Source organism: Desulfonatronum sp. SC1, assembly GCF_003046795.1.
GTDB lineage: Bacteria > Desulfobacterota > Desulfovibrionia > Desulfovibrionales > Desulfonatronaceae > Desulfonatronum.
The window spans coordinates 95,287-113,336 of the sequence record NZ_PZKN01000007.1 but is presented as its reverse complement, the minus strand read 5'-3'; the positions used below and the strand labels follow the sequence as shown (position 1 = coordinate 113,336).

The following is an 18,050-nucleotide window of genomic DNA, read 5'->3' as shown; positions in this document are numbered from 1 at the left end:
GGAGCGCACTCGAGCCAATGAAACGCATCTTTCTCAGCTACTTTCTCTTCCTGCTCATGACCATGTTGGCAATACAGTTCGTTTTTGGACCAATAACGGAACGCTTGTTGTCGGCCTACCTTAAAAATGATCTTGAATTACATTATCGTGAATTGACACGCGGCGTCTTTCACACGCTCCTCGCTGACTTCGTTACCATTGAATCCCATCTTTGGGATGATCACATCGCGAGGCTGCAGCCATATTACGGTTTTCCCCTCTCCTTGCAACCCATTGAATCAACGCGCTTCAGTCCGGAGGAAAAAGCGCAACTGCTCCAAGGCATGATCATCGTACAGGAGGCTGGCGACCGGATCAGCAAGCGCGTCGGTGAAAGCAGCTATGCGCTGCAATTGGGGCCTTTTTCTGACCTTGAAAAAAAACTGGAAGGTACGCTCGTATTGTATGTCTGGATCGCCGTATTGGTGTTTTCAAGCCTGCTGGCGCTGATCTGGGCCTATCCTTTCTGGCGTAACCTCAAACAGGTCCGAACCGCGGCCATTGCTTTCGGTGAAGGCATTTTTTCCACCCGTGTTCAAGTTAAGCGGCACAGTGTTCTCATGCCGGTGGAAGAAGCTTTTAACCGCATGGCCGAACGTATTGAGCAGCTTATCGACTCCCATCGCGAACTGACCCGCGCCGTGTCTCATGAGTTGCGAACGCCGCTGGCGCGTATCCGTTTCTGCCTGGAAATGCATGCCGCTGCTGATACGTTCGAAGAACAGCAACGGCACATGGAGGGCATCCGGAGTGATCTTGGCGATTTGGAGGCGATGATAGCGGAACTGTTGACTTTTTTTCGTTTTGACGGGCAAACGGAGCAACTTCATCAAGAGGCTCTTCCTCTAGTCCAATGGTTGAGGGAAATAATTGACTATGTCGGGACCGAGATGGAAAGCGTACACTTTTCGTTTCGTGTCTTGGATGACGTTGAGACAGTCATTGTACGTTTTGAACCGTTGCACATGGGGCGCGCGGTGACCAACCTGCTCCGCAATGCCGTGCGGTACGCCCGCGATCAGGTCGAGTTAACGGTCCAACGCGACGGCGCTTTGATTCGGCTGTGTATTGATGACAACGGTCCCGGCATTCCCGAAAAAGAACATGAGCGCATTTTTGAGCCCTTTGTGCGCCTGGATGAAAGCCGCAGTCGTGATTTGGGCGGTTTCGGGCTTGGATTGGCCATTGTCCGGCGAGTGGCCGAGCAGCATGGAGGGCGGGCATGGGTTGCGCAAAGCCCAATGGGAGGTGCGCGTTTTATTATCGAATGGCCCGGTGTGCCTCCATCCATGCAATATTAAGGGCTTATCCGGAAAGTAGGGAATAGCCGCCTTCAAGCCTGACACGGCAATTCACTCCCGCGTTGCCAGGTAGACCGCCAAGGCCATGGAAAGCAGCTTGGACCGGGGGGAGTCGCCGCGGGAGGGAACGACGATGGGCACGGAACTGCCCACCACGACTCCGGCCACGTCCAGACCGAGCAGGGTGTTCAGGCATTTATAGAGCACGTTGCCGCTTTCGATGTCCGGGGTGATCAGGATATCGGCCTGACCGGCGACTGCGTTGTGAAAGCGTTTGCTGGCCGCGGCCTTGGCGGACAGAGCCAAGTCCAGGGCCATGGGACCGGCCACGTGGGCGTCCCCAAAGGTGCCTTCCCGGCCCATGCGGGCGATGAGGTCCGCGTCCAGCGTAGAGGGCATGGCCGGGTAGTTGACTTTTTCCGTGGCCGCGAGAACCGCCGCCCTCGGGGCCGCAATCCCCAGGGTCCGGGCCACGATCAGGGCGTTACGCAGAATTTCCACCTTGCGCTGCAAGTTGGGGCGGATGTTCACCGCGGCATCGCTGAGCAGCATCAGCTTGCCGGAATGAGGGTTCTCAAACACCGTGACATGGCTGAGAATACCTTGGGGCGGAACGCCGTTGGTCTTGTCCAGCACGGCCTTGAGCAGCGTACTCGTGGAAACCGCGCCCTTCATGATCAGCGCGGCCTCGCCCTCTCGGAACATCCGGACGGCCTCCCGCACCGCGGCCTCGTCGTCCGGAAGGTGAACGCCGCGCAAGTCCGAGATGTCCGCGCCCAGATCCTCGGCAATGCGCCGGGTGGCGTCCATGTCGCCGATGAGCACGGGCTCCACCACCCCGGCGGCATAGGCCTGCATCGCGGCCTCCAGGACAAAGGCGTCTCCGGAACGGGCAATGGCCAACTTCGGGCTTTGGTCAGCCGTGGCCGCCGAGCGGATCAAATCGTCGAGGGAAGTGATGGTCATGGGCGTCGAAGGTATCGGCTGTCGCGGAGGATCGTCAGCGAAGCGGCGGCAAGAGGTCTCATTCGTCCCCTCGCTTGAGGGCGATCATCCCGGAGCGGCACAGGCTCTTGATGCCATGAGGCTTGAGCATGTTGATCAACCCTTCCACCCGCTCCCGGTCCCCGCTCATCTCCACGGTGATGGTTTGCCTGCCCATGCCCACCACGTTGGCCCGGAACACCTCGAAAATCTGCATGATCTGGGTGGTGTTGGCCGGGTCCATGGCCACTTTGACCAGAACCAGCTCCCGGTCCACGAATTCCTTGCGCCGCAGATCGTCCATGCCGATGATCACGTCCATCGCTGCCATGTCCTCGGTGATCCGCTGAACGTCCTCGTCGGTGCCGTCCAGGCCGATGGTCAGCCGGGAGATGTCCGGATCCTCGGTCTCTCCGGCGGAGATGCTGCGGATGTTCACGTTGTGTTTACGGATGGCCTGGGCCATGTCGGCCAAAACTCCGGGTTTGTTTTTGGTCAAGGCGGATATGGTCTGGGTCATGATGGTTCCTCCCTTCGGAAAAGTCGGCGCTGCCCACAAAAATATTTTAAACAAAAATGTAATAAATTGACCTAAAATGACAAATAACAAAGCCAAAAGAATACAAAAATGAAAGACCTCATTGCGTACTAGAGATTCAATACCCTGGAATATCTAAAAAAAATTTTTGGAACACCTTTTGCTATAAACCAAGCAAATTGGAAAGCCCTTGGCGAAACAAGAGGGGGCGATTCCGAACAGAACGTCAGGTTGCAAGGTCTTCATTTCTTGAGGCCGGATATTTGTCAACACGAGAAGAGCTACAAAGGAGAATTTTCATGAGCGGAATCCAGTCACGTCTGAACGCCATTTCAGCGGTCACCAATTACGCGCCCTCCGAGGCACCGTTGAACTTTGCGGAAACCAAGCCCACGGATCTTTTCGGCTGCAACGTCTTCAACGACAAGGTGATGAAGGAACGTCTGCCTTCTGATGCCTACAAGTCCCTGAAGAAAACCATTGAGTATGGCGAAAAGCTGGACCCGGCCCTAGCGGACATCGTGGCCAACGCCATGAAGGATTGGGCCATTGAGAAAGGGGCCACCCATTTCACTCACGTATTCTACCCGTTGACCGGTCTGACCGCGGAAAAGCACGACGCCTTCCTGGTCCCGGACGGCAACGGCGGGGCACTGGCCCAGTTCAGCGGCAAGCTGCTGATTCAGGGCGAGCCGGACGCTTCCAGCTTTCCCTCCGGCGGTTTGCGGACCACCTTCGAAGCCCGCGGCTACACGGCTTGGGACGTGACCAGTCCGGCCTACATCCTGGAAAACCCCAACGGAACCTTCCTCTGCATTCCCACGGCCTTCGTCTCCTGGACAGGCGAGGCCCTGGACAAAAAGACGCCGCTTCTACGTTCCTTGCAGGCCCTGAACAAGCAGGCCAAGCGAGTGCTCGGCCTGTTCGGCGTGGAGACCAAGCTCCCGGTGACCTCCTATGCTGGGCCGGAACAGGAATACTTCCTGATCGACCGCAACTTCGTCTTCACCCGCCCCGACCTGCTCATCGCCGGTCGCAGCCTGTTCGGTGCCAAACCGGCCAAGGGCCAGGAGTTCGAAGATCAGTACTTCGGAGCCATTCCGCGCCGCGTCCTATCTTTCATGATGGAAGTGGACCGAGAACTGTACAAGCTGGGCGTGCCCGTAAAGACCCGGCACAACGAAGTCGCTCCCGGACAGTATGAAATCGCACCGATTTTCGAGGCCGGCAACCTGGCCACGGACCACAACCAATTGGTGATGACCGTGCTGCGCAACGTCGCCAAGCGCTACGGCATGGAATGCCTGCTGCACGAAAAGCCGTTCGCCGGGATCAACGGCTCCGGAAAGCACTTGAACTACTCCATCGGCAACGCCGAACTGGGCAGTCTGTTCGATCCGGGCGAAACGCCCCATGAAAACGCCCAGTTCCTGATCTTCTGCGCCGCGGCCATCCGAGCCGTGCACAAGTTCGGTGCGTTGTTGCGGGCCACCGTAGCCACGGCTTCCAACGACCATCGCCTCGGCGCCAACGAGGCTCCTCCGGCGATCATGTCCGTCTACCTGGGCGCGCAACTGACCGACGTGTTTGACCAGATCAAGGCCGGGGCCGTACGAGGGAGCAAGAAGAAAGATGCCCTCACAGTGGGCGTGGACACCCTGCCGCCGCTGCCCATGGACCCTGGCGACCGCAACCGGACCAGCCCCTTCGCCTTTACCGGCAACCGCTTCGAATTCCGCGCCGTGGGCTCTGCCCAGTCCATCGCCGGGCCGCAGGTGGCCCTGAACACGATGATGTCCGAGTCCCTGGACTACATGGCCACGGAACTGGAAAAGGCCACCAAGGGCGATCCCGGGAAGCTGAACAACGCCGTCCAGGCTCTGCTCAAAAAAGTCATCACCGAGCACGAAGCCATCGTCTTCAACGGAGACGGCTATTCAGAGGAATGGCATAAGGAAGCCGAAAAACGGGGTCTGCCCAACCTGAAGACGACCCCCGAAGCTTTGCCCGAGATTACCAGCAAGCCGGTGATCGAGCTGTTCAAAACCTACGGGGTGCTCTCTGAGGCGGAACTGCATTCTCGTCAGGAAATTTACCTGGAGCAGTACAGCAAGACCATCAACACTGAGGCGAACCTGGCCATCCGCCTGGCCAAGACCGTGATCTTCCCCGCCGCCATGCGCTACCAGGGCGAATTGGCTACCACCTGCGCCAACCTCAAGGCCATCGGCCACGACGTGAAGATGATCACCCTGGAGGACGTGACCGCCAAACTGCGCACTCTGCAGAAAGCCGTGGGCGAGCTGGAAGGCTTGCTGGAAAAGGTCCCTCACGGGGACACCCTCAAGGAAGCCAAGTACTTCTGCGAAAAGGTCCTTCCGGCGATCAACACGGTCCGAGAATGGGCCGACTCCCTGGAGACGGTGGTGGCCGACGACCTGTGGGCCCTGCCCAGCTACCAGGAGATGCTGTTCATCAAATAACTTTCCGCCCCTCCCAGCCGGAAACGCAAAAGGCCGCCCATCTGGGCGGCCTTTTGCGTTGGAAAAACCGACACTCTCAGGCACCATACTTGTCGCGGCGCTGGTTTTTGGTTTATGTATGTGGGAAATAAGTTCTGGATCTCACCAGATTACTTTTCATCCTCGTTCCCCGTCCGGTTTCGGTCTTGCATCCAACTTTCTAATTAATCATGCTGCCCAGGAGATTAGCATGGCCACGAAGTCGCCCCTCACGAATGACCATGGCCAGACAGGATTCCACGACTGTTTTGATCTCCTGAGGAACGCGCCCATCGGCTTTTTCATCTCGACTCCGGAATTCAGTCATTCCGCTATCACCCCAAGAAGCAGCTATCTCAAAGTCAACCCGGCTCTGGCCAAAATGTACGGATATTCCACACCTGAGGAATTGATCGGGTCTATTACGGATATCGCCAGACAGGTTTATGCCTCTGCTGATGACAGGACCAAATTGAGCCGCATCCTTGAGAATCAAGAAGAGGTCGCCAACTATGAATGTGTTCTGCGACGCAGGGACGGCAGCGAATTCTGGGCGTCCATCAATGCGCGGGCTGTGCGGGATGAAACCGGGGACATCATCCAGTATCACGGATTCATGACCGACATCACCGACCGCAAACGTGCTGAACAAGAGTTACGCCAAAGCGAAGCGAAACATCGGGGTCAGTTCGAGACGATGTCTTTGGCCGTCATCTACTATGATGGGGACGGCAAGGTGATTTCGGCAAATCCCGCCGCGGAGAGGATGTTCGGAGCTTCCGAATCTCAGATGATCGGGACAAAGCAGATGATCCCCCACTGGAAAGTGCTTGACGAGGACGGCAAAAGACTGTCCGAAGCCCAGCTTCCCACGGCATCGGCGCTCCAGACTGGTCAAATGGTCGGGCCTGTGGTGAGGGAAATCATCCACTCGGAAAACCAGCTCAACTACTGGCTGTCCATCACTGCAGTGCCGATTTTTTTCTCTGGCGAAAAGACTCCGTTCCAGGTGTACGCGATATTTGAGGACATAACCGAACGAAAAAACAAGGAAATTCAGCAGAAATACGACATTGAGGAACTTCGGGAAACCCGGAAAAGCCTGGAGTTGCGTCTCCAGCAGGCGGAAAAGATGAACGCGCTGAGCCGTATTTCGGCTGGCGTGGCGCACGAGATTCTTAACCCGTTGAACATTATCTCCCTGGAAATGCAGATATTCAAAAGCATGGACAGTCTGCCTCCAGGCATGCAGGAAGAGGTTGACGTGTGCATCAAGCAGATTGAGCGGATCGTTGCCATTGCCGACAATCTTAAACAGTTTTCACGCACATCCAGGGAAACACTGGTTTTAAGCGATATCAGCTCGATTATTAACGAATTGTTGCAAATGTACGCAACCCAGATGAGGATCGAAGAAGTTGAAGTTTCAACCCAGTACGACGCCCAGGCCCCGTCCATCCCCGTGGACGTGAACAAGATTGACCAAGTGCTGATAAATCTCTTGACCAATGCCCTGGCGGCAATGGAAGGAATGGAAATAAAGCGGTTGGATATTTGCACGCGGATGGTCCGCTCCGCTGGCAAGGATTACTTGAGGATTGAAGTCGCCGACACCGGCACGGGCATCATAAAAAAGGACTTGTTACGAGTATTTGATCCGTTCTATACCACGAAGGATCAAGGCAAAGGCACTGGAATGGGGCTGTCAATATCGCACGGGATCGTTCAACAGCATGGAGGAAAAATTTGGGCGGAAAACAACAGGCAGGGCGGAGCGACATTTTTCATCGACTTGCCGGTGAATGAAGCCGACAAGGAGGGACAGCCTCCACGACTCCGCGACGATCTTAACCCAACTTGTCACGTAACTACTCAGCAAAGCTAGAAAAAAGACCTGAATAGCGTTCCGCGCCGACCTTCGTCGGCATGACTTCAACATGTAGCAATATTCTTCATCCGCCATTCCGGCGAAGACCGGAATCCATTTGTTTTCCATGGTGTTCAACAACTCTATCTATGTGAGCAATACCGTTTGTTGAGCAGCTACCTTGTCACGTTTGTTGAGGCTAAATGAGCACAAGGTCATATTAAAGTAACCGCGGGGCGATTGCCCCCGTGCCAGGAGGGCTGCCATGTCCAAGAAGAAGGTGCTGGTCATTGACGATGAAGAGGATTTTTGTCGCGCAATAAAGAAAGCCCTGGAAATGTCGGGGAAGTATCAGGTGATTACGGCACACGATGCGAGGACTGGGAAAAAAGCGGCGATAGTCGAGAAACCGGACATCATTCTCCTCGACATTGTCATGCCCGGGGCGAGCGGATCCGAATTGTCCGAAAATCTCCTGAACAACCCCGAGACCCGGTCCATTCCCATCATCTTTGTTACGGCCATCGTGACCAGAAAGGAGGTCCATTCCGGAGCCCTCGTCGGCAACAGAATCATTATTCCCAAACCGGTGAATATTCAAAACCTGGAAGCCAAAATGCAAAAACTTCTGTCTGCTCCATGACATCGTTACACGCCTGAAGCCTTCCGCATCATTGCGACAATGGCTTGTTGAGATGGGTAAAGGATATTTTTTCGGATCGTCCGGCAATGGAAGGTCAACCTGGTTCGGTGACGGCAAGGGGGAACTTTGCGCAAAATTCTGATTGTTGACGATGAGGCCGAATTGGTCAGGCTGCTGCAAATGTATCTTGGCTTAAAGGGCTATACCGTCGAGGCAGCCGTGGACGGCGAAGAGGCTCTTGAAAAAAATCGCTCGTTCCAGCCCCGAGTTGTCTTGCTGGATCTTATTATGCCCGGAAAAGGCGGATTTGACGTGCTGAAACAGATTAAGCACGCCAACCCCGAAACAGAGGTTATTGTCATTACAGCCATGATAGAGGAGCAGGTGAGGGCATTGGCTATGCAACTGGGCGCCCACGACTGTATTGTCAAGCCGTTTAATCTTGACAGATTGGAAAAAAGCATTGGCTCCTTTTTTGCTGAGCAACCCAGCCCTTCAGCGAAACCTGACAATACCTGACACGGGCAATTAGGCACACCCAGCACCAGGACGACGTCAGGGATTGCTTGTATCCGTTCAACGGAACCGGATGAGGAAACCCGAAAGGGAAGAGTCGATAGGGGAAGGGTCGGACACCGGACTTCCTGTCCGATTCCGCTGAATAGCCAAGTGCAATAGACGCACTTTACGGAATTTTGCGGGGTTGGACTTGGCACCCACCAAGTCCAACACACCCACTAAAAGTGGCTCGTCTTTCAACAGAACATCGAACGGGGCATCAAGCCGCGTTCGGGCGATACTCGCCGCCCTGCTCCGCAATTTCCCGAAGCACGGCCCGGCAGAGGTCTTCCAGACGGGCCTGGCAGGGCGGGGTCAATTCCGTGCCCCACGGATCGTATTCCTTGGGCTCCATGCCGATGACCACGGTTTCCGGGCAGTTGCCCAGAACCTTGCAGGTGGCCAGGGTCTCCAGGAGGTCGGTCTGGTGCATGGAGTTCTTGAAGGCCACGCTCTTGCCCATCTCCACGCCGGTCAGCCGGTACAGCGTTCCAGGCTCACCCCCGTTGACCACGGCGTCCACGACGATCAGCCGATCAAACTCCATGATCGGCTCCATCAAGGCCATGCCCAGGGTGCCGCCGTCCATGAGTTCGACGTTGGAGGAAAAGGAGTACCCGTCGCGCAGCTTTTCAACGGTCTTCACGCCGACGCCCTCGTCCTTGAGCAAAATATTGCCCACTCCGAGGACTAGAATTTTCCGGGAATTATGATCGTTCATCGGATTTTCCAAATACGGAGAGCGAAGATTCCCCAACCCACGGGGTCCCTTCGCTCTCCGTGCATGCATACCGTCCGGCGTCGCGAAAGGCGACGCCGGACGCTCAGGTTATGTGCTTACAGGACCTTGAACTCGTGAACCTGGTTGGTCTTGGAGTCGATGACGTGCACGCCGCAGGCGATGCAGGGGTCGAAGGAGTGCACGGTGCGCAACAGTTCCACGGGGCGCTTCGGATCGGCGATGGGCGTGTTGATCAGCGCTTCTTCCACCGGTCCCAGCTTGCCCTTGGCGCAGCGCGGTCCGAGGTTCCAGGTGGAGGGAACCACCAACTGGAAGTTCTCGATCTTGCCGCCCTTGATCTTGATCCAATGGCTCAGCGCGCCGCGGGGCACGTCGGCGAATCCGACACCCTCGGCCTCGTCGGGCATTTCATGGTTCTCGGCGATCTTGTTGTTTCCGCTCTTCAGGTTGTCCACCAGTTCGTCCAGCCAGTCTTCCATCTTTTGGGCAATGGTCAGAGTATGGATGCCGCGGGCCGCGGTCCGGCCCAGGGTGGAGTGCAGGGCTTCGGGGCCCACGCCGAGGTGGTTCAGAACAAGATCCACGGCGGCGACGGTCTCGGGCTGGCCCTTGCCGTAGGCCACCAGCACGGCGGCCAGCGGGCCGACTTCCATGGGCTCGTCCTGATACCGCGGAGCCTTCATCCAGGAGTAACGCTCGGTATCGCCCAGCTTGGTGTACTTGGGCTCGGTCACGCCCTCGTAGGGATGGCGGGCCTCGGAGCCTTCGTACCAGCTCGCGGCCACGTGCTCGTAGATGGCCTTGGGATCAACGTCCTGGACGTTGGACAGGTCGCGGTTCATGATCACGCCGGGCGGCAGCCAGCGGCTCTTCAGGTCTCTTTCGTTCTTCGGGAACTCGCCGAAGGCCAGATAGTTGGTACATCCGCCGATGCCGGCCCAATCCTTGTAGTAGGAGGCCACTGCCAGCAAGTCTGGAATGTACATCTGCTCGATGAATTCACGGGTTTCTCGCAACAGGGATCGGTACTCTTCCAGTCGCTCGGGCCGCAGGGATTCGTAGCAGGTCACCCCGCCGCTGATGGTGAACTGGGTATGCGGAACCTTGCCGCCGAAGATGGCGATGGCCCGGGTGGCCTTGATCTGCAGGCGCAGGGCCTCCAGGTAGTGGGCCGTGGCGATCAGGTTCACTTCCGGCGGCAGGTAGTAGGCCGGATGTCCGCCCAGGAAGTCGGCGTTGGTAAAAATGCCTAGCTGACCCTGGTTGACGAAGGTGGTCAAGCGCTCTTGTACGGCCTTCAAATCCTCAGCCTTGGTCGGGCGCGGGGAGATGTTGTTGGCGATCTTGGCGGCCTTGACCGGATCGGCCTGCAAGGCGCTGGTGACGTCGACCCAGTCCAGGGCGTGCAGAACGTAGAAGTGAATAAAATGGTCGGCCACAATTTGCGAAGCCATGACCAAGTTGCGGATGATCCGGGCATTATCAGGAATTTCGACGCCCACGGCGTCGTCCAGGCATCGGGTGGATGCCAGGGCATGTGTGTAGTTTCAGACCCCGCACGCGCGAGCGGTGAAGTGCTGCGCGTCTCTTGGGTCGCGACCCTTCAGAATGGTCTCCAGACCACGGTACAACTGGGAGCTGGAACGGGCGTTGACGACTTTGCCGTTGTCCACTTCCACTTCCAGACGCAGATGGCCTTCGATCCGGGTCAACGGATCAACGACGATCGGTCCGGAGTAGGCGCTTTGTGGTGTCACCGGAATGACCGGTGCGGCTTGGGGCTTACAGCCTGACATGGTATGTCCTCCTTACGATAGGTTTCATGAATCACGGTTTACAAATCAAGGCAGCCTAGACCGGCTTGTAGAACGGGCTGAGCTGGTCCCAGAATTTCGGCTCGCTGCAACCGATGCAGGGATGGCCGGCTTCCACAGGCCAGTTTGTCTCGTTGAACTTGACCTTGGGGCAGTTATTGTAGGTGTCCGGGCCCTTGCAGCCGACTTCATACAAACACCAACCCTTTCTGGCCTCTTCAGAATCGAAAGACGGGGCGAATTCGTAATTGAAGAAATGGTCCAACCGTTCGCACAATTCGTGAACCGACTCGCCGTAGAACATCTTCGGGCGATTCAGGCGGTCAAGTTCGGGCATGCCCTTGGTCAGCAGGTGGACCACGGTGCCCACGAAGTTGTATGGGCTAGGCGGACAGCCGGCGACATTGATGGCCCGTGTCGGCAGACCGAGGTGCTCCATCAGTTCGTTCACGCCCATGGCGTCGGTGGGGTTCGGATCAGCGGCCTGGACGCCGCCGAAGGTTGCGCAGGCACCGATGGCGATCACGGCCTGGGCCTTGGGCAAATACTTCTGGGCCATTTCCAGCATGGTATGTCCGCCGACCATGCCGTGAATGCCGTTGTCCTTGGTGGGAATGGCGCCTTCGACAACGGCGATGAACCCATGGGGAGAGGACACGGCCTGCTCCAGGGCGTCTTCAGCGGCGTCCCCGGCGGCGGCCATCAGGGTTTCGTGATAATCCAGGGAAATGGTGTCCAGAAGCAATTCGTCGATGTACGGGCTGACCGTACGGACAACGGCCATGGAGCAACCGGTGCATTCCGCGAAGTGAAAGTAGACCACCGAGGGTCTGCGCGGATCGGTCAATGCGGCCGCGACCTGCTTGGCGAACGAGGCTTCCATGCCCATGACAGCGGCGACGGTCGCACAGAATTTCATGAAGTCGCGGCGATTCACGCCACGGCATTCGAGCCGTTTCTCGGCCCCTTCCTTTGCCAGACCAACACTGAGTCTCATAACCCACCTCCGTTTAAACGGTTAAACAGGAAGAAATCGCCTTTGGTGAAAAGCATTAAAGGTAAAGGTTTTCAGACATTGAAAAAATGTCGCTTCTCAGGGCTAGGCGGAATAGCCTTCTTCCTACTCCAGAACCTGTGAAAAAAAGAACATTTCAACACAATGCTTTTCCAAAGTATGGTGAATTACCTAGCCCCGCGACAGAAGCATGTCAACCAAAAGGGGCTGGGAGCACACTTTTTTGTTTTATCTTACAAAAAGACAACTGATTGCCAAGGAATGGTACTCGGGTCAGCCGAGATTCATCTCCGTGAAAAAGACAACCGTCATGCTCTCGGAAGGTAGCAATGAGAAAGGACGCTCATATGAGCGCCCTTTGCTTTCATTCGGTCCCGGCTCCGCCCGGAACGAACGGGGCGGCGAGGGTGGTCGTATAATCCGTAAAAAAACTACTCAGGAACGCGAGAGATCACTTCTCGTCCGATCTTACTGCCGAAATCCTGGCAGACGGCCAGATCCTGGTCAGTGGGGACGTTTTTGACCCGCAGCGGCTCGGCGACAATCTCTACCTTGGCGGATTGCAGGAACTCGGAAATCTGCTTGGCCGCCTCGCCGCTCCAACCGTAGGAGCCGAAGGCAGCGCCGATTTTGCCCTGTGGTTTGAGCCCCTTCATGTAGGTCAGCATGTCCGCGAGCAATGGAAGCATGCCGTTGTTGTGGGTTGGAGAACCAGCAACGACGGCTTGGGCGTCCATAATGTACGGCATGACATCGCTATGGTGGGCCGACTTTAACGAGAACAGACGCACGCTTACGCCCTCGGCCATCATCCCGTCGGCAATGGCCCGGGCCATGCGGTCGGTGCTCTTCCACATGGTGTCGTAGAACACCACGGCCTTTCGCTGAGGTTTTTGGGCGCTCCACTCTCCGTATTTGGCCAGGATTCCCGGGATGTGGGTTCGCCAGATCAATCCGTGATCCGGGGCGATCATGTCGATGTCCCAGCCCATCTCCCCGATCTTGGCCAACAGCTTTTGCACCAGCGGGGAGAAGGGCAGGATGATGTTCGCGTAGTAACTGGCGGCCAAATCGAACAATAGACTTTTATCCACCTGGTCGTCGAACCGTTCGCTGGAAGCGAGGTTCTGGCCGAAGGCGTCGCTGGAGATAAGCAGCTTGTCCTCTGGAATGAAGGAAAACATGCTGTCCGGCCAGTGCAACATCTTGGTTTCCAGGAAGGTAACCGTTCGCTTGCCCAGGCTGATGCTGTCCCCAGTGGCTACGACCTCGTAAGGCCAGTCCTCGCGGTGGTAGTGGCTGATCAGGGCCTGCTTGGCAATGGGCGAGCAGAACACTTTTTCCGGTTTGACGATGTCCATGATCTTGGGCAGTGCCCCGGAGTGGTCCGGCTCCACATGGTTGACGATCAAGTAGTCGATTTGTTCCGGATCAATGGTGGCCTTGAGGCAACGGAGCAACTCGCCCACATGATTCGCGGGAACCAGGTCGAAAAGAGCGATTTTTTCGTCCTTGACCAGGTAGGCGTTATAGGTGGTGCCCCGCCGGGCAAGGGAGTAGCCGTGAAAGTCCCTGAGGTTCCAGTCCACGGAACCGACCCAGAAAATATCCTTTTTGATTTCGACTGGCAGCATTCGTATTCTCCAATGAAAAAGCCCTCTCCAGGACTCCGGGAGAGGGCTTGATGAGGTGATGGTCCGGCTTACCCTTCCGGCTCGAAATTATCCTTGGACGCTCCACAGACCGGACAGGCCCAGTCAGCCGGAACATCGTCGAAGCTGGTTCCCGCCGCGACGCCGCTGTCTGGGTCGCCGTCCGCAGGATCGTAAACGTAACCGCAGATACTGCATACATATCGCATAAGCGACTCCTTGTTGAGCTAGAGGTTACTGCCGTCCTTTATTATGGAGCTTCTTCCGCAGCCGAACCGGGTCCGGCCAGCGGCCGAAACGATTTTGGGCCAGCTCCGCAGACCGGACATTTCCAGGTTTCAGGAAGGTCTTGAAATTCCGTTCCAGCGGGAATCTTGCCACGCTTGTCGCCCCGGTCGGGGTTGTAGATGCATCCGCAATTCGTGACTTGGCATTGATACATTTCTTCCGGGCTGGCCATGCTTTCTCCCTGTATTCCCCGCCGTAGGGCGGGTTAGTCGTCAAACGAGATGCCGGTTCGAAAAACAAGCCGCTCGGCTAAGCCTTCCAAAGGCCGTGCAGGTTGCAGTATTCTCGAGCCGTGACCTGTTCGGCCTGGATACAGAATTCAGCAACGGGCTCTTGGCCGGGTTGCAGGAACTGCTTGTACGACTTGCCGTCCGCGATAATCTCGATCCATTCGATGTAGTGCTTGGCTTCCATGGGGTGGAGAGTGCTCCCTACGGTCACCTTATAGCCGTTGGCCGTTTTCTCCACCACGGGCACATGTTTTTCCTTGGCGGCGTCCACGGTGTTCTCGGTCATCAACTTCATGGATTCGCCGCAACAGACCAATTCTCCGCCACCGCCATGCAGCACGTCAATGATATTGCCGCACAGGTCACATTTGTACACTTCATGTTGTTGGGCCATTCCTACGCTCCTTGTTTGGTTCATGAGGTATAAGGATAAGGGGAAGCCTATTCGGATAACGGCCGTCCGTCAAACCCTTTCTGAATGCTTTCGCCCAGCCGAAATAAATCTCGAAAAGCACTTCCGGCCGGGTACGGTTAACTCTACCAGTTCTCTTTGAGGACTTCGAAATGCGCCTGGGGATGGTCGCAGGCCGGGCAATTCTGAGGGGCCTTTGACCCGTTGCCGACATAGCCGCAGTTGCGACATCGCCAGGTCACGGAAACGTCTTTCAGGAAGACCTTGCCGGACTGAATGTTCGCGGCCAACTCGCGGTACTGCTTTTCGTGCTGCCGCTCGGCGATGGCGATGGCCTCCATGGCCGCGGCGATTTCCGGAAAACCTTCTTCCTTGGCGACCTTGGCAAAGCTCGGATACATTTCAGTCTGCTCGTGGTGTTCGCCTTCGGCCGCGGCGATCAGGTTCTCATATGTGTTGCCGATCACCCCGGCCGGAAAGGAGGCCGTGATTTCCACCTCGCCGCCTTCCATGAACTTGAACAGACGCTTGGCATGTTCCTTTTCCTGGTTGGCCGTTTCCTCGAAAATAAAGGAAATCTGCTCGTACCCTTCCTTCTTGGCCTGCTTGGAGAAGTAGGTGTACTTGTTGCGTGCCTGGGACTCCCCGGCAAAGGCGATCAGCAGGTTCTTTTCGGTTTGGGTTCCTTTCAGTCCGCTCATGATGGTGTCCTCCATAGGTTTCGTAGGGTTTCGTGGTTTTCAAAACATGTCGCGCATCGAGAGAACGCTTCGTCAACCTTCTTCACGCGCCGTCACGCAATCCGCGCAGATGCCGTACAGTTCGAGCCAGTGCCCGGTGATCCGAAATTCACTCTCGGCTTCAAGGGCGGGGTCCCGGCGCATGACCACCGAAGCGGCGTCCGGAGGTAAATCCCCAACCTTTCCGCACTCAACGCAGCAGACATGCAGATGCGGGTCCACGAACGCATCGAACCGCATTTGTGGACCGATCTTGTCCAGCTTGCGGATGAGTCCCTGGGAATGCAAAAACTCCAAGTTGCGGTAGATGGTCCCAAGGCTGACGTGGGAAAGCCGCTTGCGCACCAAGTCGTAAACCTCGTCGGCAGTGGGGTGCGTCCGGGTCCCTCGCAGCTCTTCAAGGATGATTTTTCGCTGTGGCGTTAAACGAAGATTGGGTTTCGGCATGATCAGCGTCCTTCTGTTGCGTGAACGAGAACTATTCCTATTAACTCTCGGGCCGCTTGTCAAGCCCCTCGAGAAAACAGGGAACTGAACCTCTCGTGCTCAGCGAAGTGGTGCTCGTTGTCGTAATCGAAAAGAATTCAAGCGGACCAAACGGAGCCCCGTGAAAAAAACACAGGGGGCGGCCCCGGCAATGCCCGGACCGCCCCCCTGTTTTCATTCGCGTCGAAACTACGTTGAGATACCCGTGCCCGATCAATTAGTCTGGAACTTCTTGACCAGTTCGGTCAGACGCTCCGACATTTGCGAGATTTCCTGAATACCACGGTCCGCTTCCTGAATATCCTGACTGTTGGCCATGGACAATTGACTGACTTGGCCGATGCTTTCATTGATTTCGTCGCTGGTCACGGATTGCTGCTCAGCGGCTGTTGCGATGGTCCGGATCATGTCCGCCATGGATTCGGAGCGCTCAACGATTGTTTGCAGAGCTTCCCCGGCGACCAGGGCCTTGTCGGCCGTGTTTTCGACCACGGACCGGGTTTGCTCCATTTTCTCCACGGCACTTCGGGTGCTGGTCTGGATCGTGGTGATCACTTCTTCCACCTGCTTGGTGGCTTGTACCGTACGCTCTGCGAGCTTACGAACCTCGTCGGCGACAACGGCGAAACCGCGTCCGGCGTCTCCGGCCCGGGCCGCCTCGATGGCCGCGTTCAGGGCCAAGAGATTGGTCTGATCGGCGATATCATTGATCACATTCAAGACCTGTCCGATATCCTCGGCCCGCTGCGCCAGATCGTTCAGGGAGCGGGCCAAGGCGTCCGTATCCTGAGCCACGCGTTTTACGTCGTCCACCGTCTCCCGGACGCCCTGACCACCCTCCTTGGCGCTCTGCGTTGCCTGGGCCGCGGCTTCGGCGGTTTGGGCCGAACTGCGGGCGACCTCAATGACCGTGGCCGTCATCTGATTCATGGCCGTGGCCGCCTGGGTGGTCTGTGACTCGGTCATCCCGATGCGGTCGCTGACCGTGATCATCTGGTCCGAGAGCCTTTGGGCCATGCTCCGCAGAGAGTTTGACACCTCGGTTACATCGCGGGCAACGACAAGCAGATTATCCTGCTGCTTCTGAATCCGGGCCTTGGCTTCTTCCTCCTGAGTCAGATCGATAATCACCCCAATGGCACCTATCACCTGACCCTGTGCGTTTTTGAGCGGTGAAACCTCACGGTATATCGGCACATTGTGTCCATCAGGGTGGGCGTATTCCCGTTTTCCTTTGACAATCGTGCCTTCGCGAATGACCTGGGAGGCGGCGCAGGAGCCCGGGGCCACCCCCATCATCTCACATGTCGCGCGCCCGAGGATGCTTTCTCTGGATTTGCCGAGCAACTCAACAGCCTGGTCGTTGATAAAAGTGACCTGTTCATCATGGTCCGTCACGTAGAGGGGGACGGCAATGCCCTCCAGAACCTCTTTGTTGTATTCCAGTTGGTCCTGGATACTTTTGACCATTGTCCCCAGGTTGCGGGCCAGGCGGCCCAGTTCATCGGAACCGGTGATGTCAAAGGTGACGGAGTAGTCGCCCTGACTGATCTTCTGGCTAGCGTCGCTCAGCGTCGCGATTTTTCCGACAACGGCTCTGCGCATGAAAATCAGCAAACTGGCCAACAAAATGGCGAACCCGCCAAGGGAAAGCGCCGCTCCTTTGACTTGATGGTCTCTGAGCGTCGCCATTTCCACGCCCACGTCCTGAAAAACCAGCATGGCGCCCAAAATGGGTTGGGATCGGCCATGGCAATGATAACAGCCAGGTTCATTAGGGATTGAACGGAGGCGAACATAATACGGCCCCTCCGCGGTATCCAAAAGTACGGCCCGATCCGTCACCTTGCTCAGCCCCTCGCGCAGGACTTCTCGAATGACCTCCTGACCATGAACGGACGTCATGTCCTTGCGAACGGCGGCGGGTTGTGTCGCGTAGGTGATGTTGCCTCGGAAATCAGTCAAGAAGACATCAATATCAGCGTACAGGTTCTCGACCTTGGTGAACTGGTCCCGAGTTCCCTCGTCGTCGCCGATGATCATCGGCTCCTCGATGGCCATTTGTAGCAGATCCGACACCCGTGAGCCCATGGCATCGATCTGATACATGGTGTCGGTGCGTTGCCAGTACGAATTGACAAGCAACAACACCACGAAAACCGATGCCGTCAAGATGGTGACCAGAATGAGAATCTTTGCTCCCAGGGAGTTACGCAATATATTCATGATCGTCTCCCTTG

At 56.6% G+C, this 18,050-nt stretch carries 17 protein-coding genes; 5 read left to right on the top strand and 12 right to left on the bottom strand.

The genetic code is table 11. The features are described from left to right. The first annotated feature begins 17 nt into the window (after positions 1-17). Complete coding sequence (locus C6366_RS05700; protein ID WP_158269665.1) at positions 18-1,340, top strand: ATP-binding protein; 1,323 nt, start codon at positions 18-20, stop codon at positions 1,338-1,340. Between the two features lie 51 nt (positions 1,341-1,391). Here the strand turns inward: C6366_RS05700 and C6366_RS05695 are convergent, their stop codons facing one another. Continuing rightward, positions 1,392-2,306: a phosphate acyltransferase gene (locus tag C6366_RS05695; protein ID WP_107736373.1), complete on the bottom strand. Its 915-nt coding sequence runs from the start codon at positions 2,304-2,306 to the stop codon at positions 1,392-1,394. Positions 2,307-2,364: 58 nt separating this feature from the next. Beyond that, positions 2,365-2,844 carry an acetolactate synthase small subunit gene (gene ilvN / locus C6366_RS05690; protein ID WP_107736372.1) on the bottom strand — a complete coding sequence of 160 codons (480 nt, stop codon included), beginning with the start codon at positions 2,842-2,844 and terminating at the stop codon, positions 2,365-2,367. Positions 2,845-3,161: 317 nt separating this feature from the next. On the opposite strand from ilvN, the gene C6366_RS05685 reads away from it, so the two are divergent. The 4 genes from C6366_RS05685 (at position 3,162) to C6366_RS05670 (ending at position 8,392) form a co-directional block, all read left to right on the top strand. Further along, entirely contained in the window at positions 3,162-5,345 is a 2,184-nt protein-coding gene (locus C6366_RS05685; protein WP_107736371.1) for a glutamine synthetase III, read from the top strand. A gap of 229 nt (positions 5,346-5,574) precedes the next feature. Next, the gene (locus tag C6366_RS05680) at positions 5,575-7,248 is read left to right on the top strand and encodes a PAS domain S-box protein (protein WP_158269664.1); all 1,674 of its coding nucleotides are present in this window, start codon (positions 5,575-5,577) and stop codon (positions 7,246-7,248) included. Positions 7,249-7,495: 247 nt separating this feature from the next. Further along, a complete protein-coding gene (locus C6366_RS05675) occupies positions 7,496-7,873 on the top strand; it encodes a response regulator (protein WP_107736369.1) in 378 nt (125 codons plus the stop codon). A gap of 126 nt (positions 7,874-7,999) precedes the next feature. Further along, on the top strand, positions 8,000-8,392 hold the full coding sequence (locus C6366_RS05670) for a response regulator transcription factor (protein WP_107736368.1): 393 nt from the start codon (positions 8,000-8,002) through the stop codon (positions 8,390-8,392). A gap of 259 nt (positions 8,393-8,651) precedes the next feature. Here the strand turns inward: C6366_RS05670 and C6366_RS05665 are convergent, their stop codons facing one another. From C6366_RS05665 to C6366_RS05620, 10 genes are all read right to left on the bottom strand, one after another. After that, positions 8,652-9,152: a HyaD/HybD family hydrogenase maturation endopeptidase gene (locus C6366_RS05665; protein ID WP_107736367.1), complete on the bottom strand. Its 501-nt coding sequence runs from the start codon at positions 9,150-9,152 to the stop codon at positions 8,652-8,654. Between the two features lie 116 nt (positions 9,153-9,268). Further along, positions 9,269-10,969: a nickel-dependent hydrogenase large subunit gene (locus C6366_RS05660; protein ID WP_107736366.1), complete on the bottom strand. Its 1,701-nt coding sequence runs from the start codon at positions 10,967-10,969 to the stop codon at positions 9,269-9,271. A gap of 55 nt (positions 10,970-11,024) precedes the next feature. Beyond that, the gene (locus C6366_RS05655; RefSeq protein ID WP_107736365.1) at positions 11,025-11,984 is read right to left on the bottom strand and encodes a hydrogenase small subunit; all 960 of its coding nucleotides are present in this window, start codon (positions 11,982-11,984) and stop codon (positions 11,025-11,027) included. A 449-nt stretch (positions 11,985-12,433) separates the two neighbouring features. Further along, entirely contained in the window at positions 12,434-13,636 is a 1,203-nt protein-coding gene (locus C6366_RS05650) for an FprA family A-type flavoprotein (RefSeq protein WP_107736364.1), read from the bottom strand. A 68-nt stretch (positions 13,637-13,704) separates the two neighbouring features. Continuing rightward, positions 13,705-13,863, bottom strand: coding sequence for a rubredoxin (gene rd, locus C6366_RS05645; RefSeq protein WP_107736363.1), 159 nt, complete (start codon positions 13,861-13,863; stop codon positions 13,705-13,707). A gap of 41 nt (positions 13,864-13,904) precedes the next feature. Then, positions 13,905-14,114 (bottom strand): rubredoxin, encoded by a 210-nt coding sequence (locus tag C6366_RS05640; protein ID WP_107736362.1) that lies wholly within the window; start codon positions 14,112-14,114, stop codon positions 13,905-13,907. Between the two features lie 77 nt (positions 14,115-14,191). Further along, positions 14,192-14,566 carry a desulfoferrodoxin gene (locus C6366_RS05635; protein ID WP_107736361.1) on the bottom strand — a complete coding sequence of 125 codons (375 nt, stop codon included), beginning with the start codon at positions 14,564-14,566 and terminating at the stop codon, positions 14,192-14,194. A gap of 143 nt (positions 14,567-14,709) precedes the next feature. Then, positions 14,710-15,285, bottom strand: a complete 576-nt coding sequence (gene rbr / locus C6366_RS05630; RefSeq protein WP_107736408.1) for a rubrerythrin — start codon at positions 15,283-15,285, stop codon at positions 14,710-14,712. Positions 15,286-15,357: 72 nt separating this feature from the next. Then, the gene (locus C6366_RS05625) at positions 15,358-15,771 is read right to left on the bottom strand and encodes a Fur family transcriptional regulator (protein ID WP_031386420.1); all 414 of its coding nucleotides are present in this window, start codon (positions 15,769-15,771) and stop codon (positions 15,358-15,360) included. Between the two features lie 252 nt (positions 15,772-16,023). Beyond that, positions 16,024-18,036, bottom strand: a complete 2,013-nt coding sequence (locus tag C6366_RS05620) for a methyl-accepting chemotaxis protein (protein WP_031386419.1) — start codon at positions 18,034-18,036, stop codon at positions 16,024-16,026. Between the last annotated feature and the right edge of the window lie 14 nt (positions 18,037-18,050).

Bases quoted from the DNA above. Each gene is read 5' to 3' on its own strand.
- C6366_RS05700 (WP_158269665.1), top strand. From the start codon at position 18: ATGAAACGCATCTTTCTCAGCTACTTTCTCTTCCTGCTCATGACCATG.
- C6366_RS05695 (WP_107736373.1), bottom strand. From the start codon at position 2,306: ATGACCATCACTTCCCTCGACGATTTGATCCGCTCGGCGGCCACGGCT.
- ilvN (WP_107736372.1), bottom strand. From the start codon at position 2,844: ATGACCCAGACCATATCCGCCTTGACCAAAAACAAACCCGGAGTTTTG.
- C6366_RS05685 (WP_107736371.1), top strand. From the start codon at position 3,162: ATGAGCGGAATCCAGTCACGTCTGAACGCCATTTCAGCGGTCACCAAT.
- C6366_RS05680 (WP_158269664.1), top strand. From the start codon at position 5,575: ATGGCCACGAAGTCGCCCCTCACGAATGACCATGGCCAGACAGGATTC.
- C6366_RS05675 (WP_107736369.1), top strand. From the start codon at position 7,496: ATGTCCAAGAAGAAGGTGCTGGTCATTGACGATGAAGAGGATTTTTGT.
- C6366_RS05665 (WP_107736367.1), bottom strand. From the start codon at position 9,152: ATGAACGATCATAATTCCCGGAAAATTCTAGTCCTCGGAGTGGGCAAT.
- C6366_RS05655 (WP_107736365.1), bottom strand. From the start codon at position 11,984: ATGAGACTCAGTGTTGGTCTGGCAAAGGAAGGGGCCGAGAAACGGCTC.
- C6366_RS05650 (WP_107736364.1), bottom strand. From the start codon at position 13,636: ATGCTGCCAGTCGAAATCAAAAAGGATATTTTCTGGGTCGGTTCCGTG.
- rd (WP_107736363.1), bottom strand. From the start codon at position 13,863: ATGCGATATGTATGCAGTATCTGCGGTTACGTTTACGATCCTGCGGAC.
- C6366_RS05640 (WP_107736362.1), bottom strand. From the start codon at position 14,114: ATGGCCAGCCCGGAAGAAATGTATCAATGCCAAGTCACGAATTGCGGA.
- C6366_RS05635 (WP_107736361.1), bottom strand. From the start codon at position 14,566: ATGGCCCAACAACATGAAGTGTACAAATGTGACCTGTGCGGCAATATC.
- rbr (WP_107736408.1), bottom strand. From the start codon at position 15,285: ATGAGCGGACTGAAAGGAACCCAAACCGAAAAGAACCTGCTGATCGCC.
- C6366_RS05625 (WP_031386420.1), bottom strand. From the start codon at position 15,771: ATGCCGAAACCCAATCTTCGTTTAACGCCACAGCGAAAAATCATCCTT.
- C6366_RS05620 (WP_031386419.1), bottom strand. From the start codon at position 18,036: ATGAATATATTGCGTAACTCCCTGGGAGCAAAGATTCTCATTCTGGTC.